The 3,925-nt window shown below is 74.9% G+C and carries 6 protein-coding genes and 1 pseudogene; 5 read left to right on the forward strand and 2 right to left on the reverse strand.

What is annotated here, in order from left to right; genetic code table 11:
- A pseudogene (locus tag VR45_RS45340) lies at window positions 1–112 on the forward strand (transcriptional regulator); the annotation flags it as partial.
- 45 nt (window positions 113–157) lie between these two features.
- Here VR45_RS45340 and VR45_RS04550 read toward each other — a convergent pair.
- Window positions 158–1,204 (reverse strand): threonine/serine dehydratase, encoded by a 1,047-nt coding sequence (locus VR45_RS04550; protein ID WP_045938365.1) that lies wholly within the window; start codon window positions 1,202–1,204, stop codon window positions 158–160.
- Between the two features lie 54 nt (window positions 1,205–1,258).
- Between VR45_RS04550 and VR45_RS04555 the strand changes: the two genes are divergently transcribed.
- Together VR45_RS04555 and VR45_RS04560 are read left to right on the forward strand one after the other, a co-directional pair.
- Complete coding sequence (locus VR45_RS04555; RefSeq protein ID WP_045938366.1) at window positions 1,259–1,927, forward strand: TetR/AcrR family transcriptional regulator C-terminal domain-containing protein; 669 nt, start codon at window positions 1,259–1,261, stop codon at window positions 1,925–1,927.
- 230 nt (window positions 1,928–2,157) lie between these two features.
- The gene (locus tag VR45_RS04560) at window positions 2,158–2,364 is read left to right on the forward strand and encodes a hypothetical protein (protein ID WP_045938369.1); all 207 of its coding nucleotides are present in this window, start codon (window positions 2,158–2,160) and stop codon (window positions 2,362–2,364) included.
- A 137-nt stretch (window positions 2,365–2,501) separates the two neighbouring features.
- Here VR45_RS04560 and VR45_RS04565 read toward each other — a convergent pair whose 3' ends face one another.
- On the reverse strand, window positions 2,502–2,861 hold the full coding sequence (locus VR45_RS04565; RefSeq protein ID WP_045938367.1) for a hypothetical protein: 360 nt from the start codon (window positions 2,859–2,861) through the stop codon (window positions 2,502–2,504).
- 195 nt (window positions 2,862–3,056) lie between these two features.
- Here VR45_RS04565 and VR45_RS04570 point away from each other — a divergent pair, with 195 nt between their 5' ends.
- Both VR45_RS04570 and VR45_RS47810 read left to right on the forward strand, forming a co-directional pair.
- On the forward strand, window positions 3,057–3,494 hold the full coding sequence (locus VR45_RS04570) for an SSI family serine proteinase inhibitor (protein WP_052708831.1): 438 nt from the start codon (window positions 3,057–3,059) through the stop codon (window positions 3,492–3,494).
- Window positions 3,495–3,644: 150 nt separating this feature from the next.
- On the forward strand, window positions 3,645–3,925 hold a 281-nt coding region (locus VR45_RS47810; RefSeq protein ID WP_199925899.1), incomplete at its 3' end, for a hypothetical protein.

Here is a 3,925-nt window from a genome sequence, read left to right on the forward strand (position 1 = left end):
CCTGCGGGTGCTGCACGCCAACGGCCTGGTCGCCCGGGCCCGGGACGGGCGGCAGGTGCTCTACCGGCGGACGTCGCTGGGGGATCGGCTGGGGGGTGGGGCGGGGGAGTAGGCGGTCGGTGGGGCGGCGCCTCGGCCGCCCCGCCGACCGGCCGGTTCAGCGCGGCTCGGGCGAGGCCGAGAGCGTGGCCGGGTCGGTGTTGGCGCCGCACAGGACGACGCAGACCTTCTCACCGTCGGCGGGGCGGTAGCCGTAGTCGTCGCTGTCGCGGTTGGTCTCCGGCTCCGTGAGCAGGGCGGCGAGGGCGGTGGCGGCGCCGTGCTCGACCAGGATCCGGCGGTCCTCCCAGAGTTCCCGGCGGGCCCGGACGATGGCCTCGTCCGGCACGAGCACCGAACGCGCGCCCCGGCCGTCCGCGTCGGGCCGGGCGGCGTCCACGGCCAGGGCGGTGGCCCGACGGGCGCCGAGCGAGTCGCCGGCGACCGAGTCGACCGTGACGTCCACCGGCCGGCCCGCCGCGAGGGCGGCGTGTAGCGCCCGGGAGTGCTCCGGCTCGACCGCCACCGCGCGGATCCCGTGCTGCCGGGCGGCCGTGGCCACCCCCGCGAACAGCCCGCCGCCGCCGACCGCGACCAGCACGGTGTCCAGGCCGGGCACCCGCGCGTGGATCTCCTCCATCAGGGTGCCCGCGCCCGCCGCGATCAGCGGATGGTCGTAGGCGTGGCTCGCCAGCGCGCCGCTGGTCGCGGCGAACTCCTCGCAGGCCGCCAGCGCCTCGGCGTACTCCGTGCCGACCAGTCGGACGTCCGCCCCGTACGAGCGCAGCCGGGCGACCTTCACCCGCGGCGCGTTGGCCGGCAGGAACACGGTCGCCCGCACCCCCTGCCGGAGCGCCGCCCAGGCGCACGCCATCCCGGCGTTGCCGCCGGAGGCGATGGTGACGCCCGCGTCCGGCAGGGTCCCGGCCTCCCGGTGGGCGCGGAGGAAGTTCTGCGCGCCGCGCGCCTTGAACGACCCGGTGTGCTGGAGGTACTCCAGCGCCAGCCACAGCTCGGCACCCTCGGCGTTCCCGCTGCTCCCGGTGTTCCCGGTGGCCTTGGCGTCCCCGAGGCGCTCGGCGGGCGCGACGGCCACCGGCCGGACGTGTCCGGCGATCCGCTCCGCCGCCGCCTTGATGTCGTCGTAGCCGAGCTGGTGTCGCATGGTGCCGCCTCCAGGGATCCGCATTCCGGTACGGCGTACCGTACGCTGTGCCGCATGCCCCGGCAATCCGCCTCCCTCGACCGCGCCACTCCCGAACGGATCGCGGTCGCCGCCCTGTCCATCGTCGACGGCCAGGGTCCGTCCGCCCTCAGCTTCCGGACGCTCGCGGCCCACCTGGACATCTCCGTGGCCTCGCTCCAGCGCCGCTGCACCGACCTGGCGGGCCTGCTCGACCTGGTCACCGACCACCTCGCCGAACGGCTCCCGCAGATCGCCCCCGGCACCGCCTGGGCCGACGCCACCGAGACCCGGTTCACCGCGCTGTACCGGCTGCTGACCGCCCACCCCGGGCTCGTCGCCCTGCGCGGCAGCCGCCCCTGGCTGGGCCGGAACCTGCTGGCCCGGCTGGTGGAACCGCAGCTCGCCGACAGCCTGGCGGCCGGGATGACCGCCGAGGAGGCGATCACCGCGTACCGGCGGATGTACCTGCTCACCCTCGGCAGCGCGAGCTTCGTCGACCACCGCGACCCGGCCGCCACCCGGGCCGCGACCCGCACCGCGCTGGCCGCGCTCGACCCGGAGACCTATCCGGTGCTGAGCGGCCGGCTCGCCGAGATCGTGCCCGTCGTGACCGACCACGAGGTGTACTACGGGGCGCTGCGCCAGCTGATCCGCGCCGCCGTGCCGTCAGCGGCTCCGCCCGGCGGCCCAGGCGGCGGCTGACCGGTGCCCGGAAGGGCACGGCTGTTCTTCCCCATGGGTCTTCCCGCCACCGGCCCGGTTCCGGTGCGCCCCTTCCGATCCGGCGCACGCAGGCACTCCGCGCGCCGGCTCTCGTCCGGCGCGCCTGCCCTGCCCGCCCTGCCCGATTTGCGCGCCGGGCTGCCGAACCGGTGCCGGACCTGGGAACATCGCTGCAACCGTACGAGAACGAAGAACTAAGGATGGGCGACATGATCGGTGTGGTGCTGATCGGGATCCTGGCGCTCGTCGTCGGGGGCTGTGTCTGCGTGGTGTGGGCCGACCGCGGGGGTCCCCGGTGGACGCGCGCCGTGGCGGCGGCCACCGTCGGCGCGGGCCGGGCGGTGCGGAGCTATCAGAAGGCCCAGCGCCGCCAGGTCGGCAACAACACCAACGACGCCGGCGGCGACGCGGGGTAGGCACGGATCCGCCGTTCCGAGGTCACCGACCCTGCGACGTCGCCGGTGCCCCTGCCGATCGGCAGGGGCACCGCTGCGTTCGGCCGGGGCAGAAAGGTGCCGGTGTCACGCCCCCCGACCGCCGCCGGGCGTCGCACTCACCGGCTGCCGTCGATGCGCTCGACGCGGAGGAGGAGCGTCCGCCAGAGCCAGCCCACCGAGAGCGGCAGCGACACCAGCCCGACGCCGACGGCTCCGCGCATCCGGTTGCCCGTGATGTCGTCGCACTCGCCGTTGTACTGCGAACTGCCGAGGGTGTCGTGGAACACCGGCGAACCGCAGTGCACCGCCGTGCCGTTCCGGTACTCGTGCGAGGCCGGGACGAAGGCCAGCCCGATCGCCCACAACCAGGCGCCCAGCGCCAGCAGCCCCAGCGCGTGCACCCCCCACCCCCGCGAACGCTCGGCGCGCTGCCACGCCCGTTCGTCACGTGCCCGCAGGTGTTCCTCGATCTCCATGCACTTTCCCCCGCTCCCGATCCGATCACTGGTCGGGGGAGAGCATCGCAGGCCGCGTCGTGTCGGTCCGCTTCCCCCCTCGCTTTCCCCTCGCCTTCCCCTCGCTTTTTGGCACAGGAAGTCGGCGTCACCGACTTCCCACTCCGGTACGGCGGGCGGCCGTGACGCCGGTACCGGGGGCTCGTTGCGCGGGGCGTGAAGACGACCCGAGCCCTCGCCCTCCTCGCGACCACGCTGCTCACCACCGGTCTCGCGAGCGCCACCGGCCCCATCGGCACTGCCGCCACCACCTCACCCAGCACCGTCCTCGCCCTGGGGACGAGCTTGCGTCTCACCGTCGCCCACGGTGAGACCCCCTCCAGCGGAACGCCCCGCACCGTCACCCTCGAGTGCCCGCCCTACGGCGGCACCGCCACCACCCACCCCGACCCGGTCACCGCCTGCCGCCTGGTCGACTCCGTGAACGGGGACCTCAACCGGCTCGACGTCGACCCGGGTGCCTGCATCGACCTGTACGACCCCTACACCGTCACCGCCTCCGGCACCTACCGGGGCCACCCGCTCTCCTTCCGGCACACCTACGGCAACCACTGCGTCCTGCTCCGCACCACCGGGGCGGTTTTCGACTTCTGACTTCCCCGACCCCGGCCGCCCACGGGCGTCCGAGGTCACTCGAATACCCGTGCGCGAAGCGAGTGATCGTTCTGCTTCAATGTCTCGTCCCCGTTGAGGCGTGCGAGATCTCCGCCCGTCCGGGACGGGGTTCGACGAGATGGGGGAAGCATGTTCACGCGACGACGGGGCTCCAGATCTGACGGGAGGTCAGGCCGCTGGGCGGTGCTCGCCGTGGCGGCCGGTCTGACGCTGTTCCCGGGCCTGGCGACGGCGGCCGCGGCCGCCGGCCCCGCGACGGCACCGGCGGCCGCAGCAGCGGCACCGGCCGCCTCGGCCGCACCGGGAGAGACCACGGCCAAGCTGGCCGGCGGCACGCTCCCCGGCCAGCAGGACCTCGCCGGTGCCTTCGTCCCCAGCGGCCCGACCCGGCTGCTGGACACCCGTGAGGG

Origin of the sequence: Streptomyces sp. NRRL S-495 (assembly GCF_000966955.1) — a bacterium.
Classification (GTDB): domain Bacteria; phylum Actinomycetota; class Actinomycetes; order Streptomycetales; family Streptomycetaceae; genus Kitasatospora; species Kitasatospora purpeofusca.

Bases quoted from the DNA above. Each gene is read 5' to 3' on its own strand.
- VR45_RS04550 (WP_045938365.1), bottom strand. From the start codon at position 1,204: ATGCGACACCAGCTCGGCTACGACGACATCAAGGCGGCGGCGGAGCGG.
- VR45_RS04555 (WP_045938366.1), top strand. From the start codon at position 1,259: ATGCCCCGGCAATCCGCCTCCCTCGACCGCGCCACTCCCGAACGGATC.
- VR45_RS04560 (WP_045938369.1), top strand. From the start codon at position 2,158: ATGATCGGTGTGGTGCTGATCGGGATCCTGGCGCTCGTCGTCGGGGGC.
- VR45_RS04565 (WP_045938367.1), bottom strand. From the start codon at position 2,861: ATGGAGATCGAGGAACACCTGCGGGCACGTGACGAACGGGCGTGGCAG.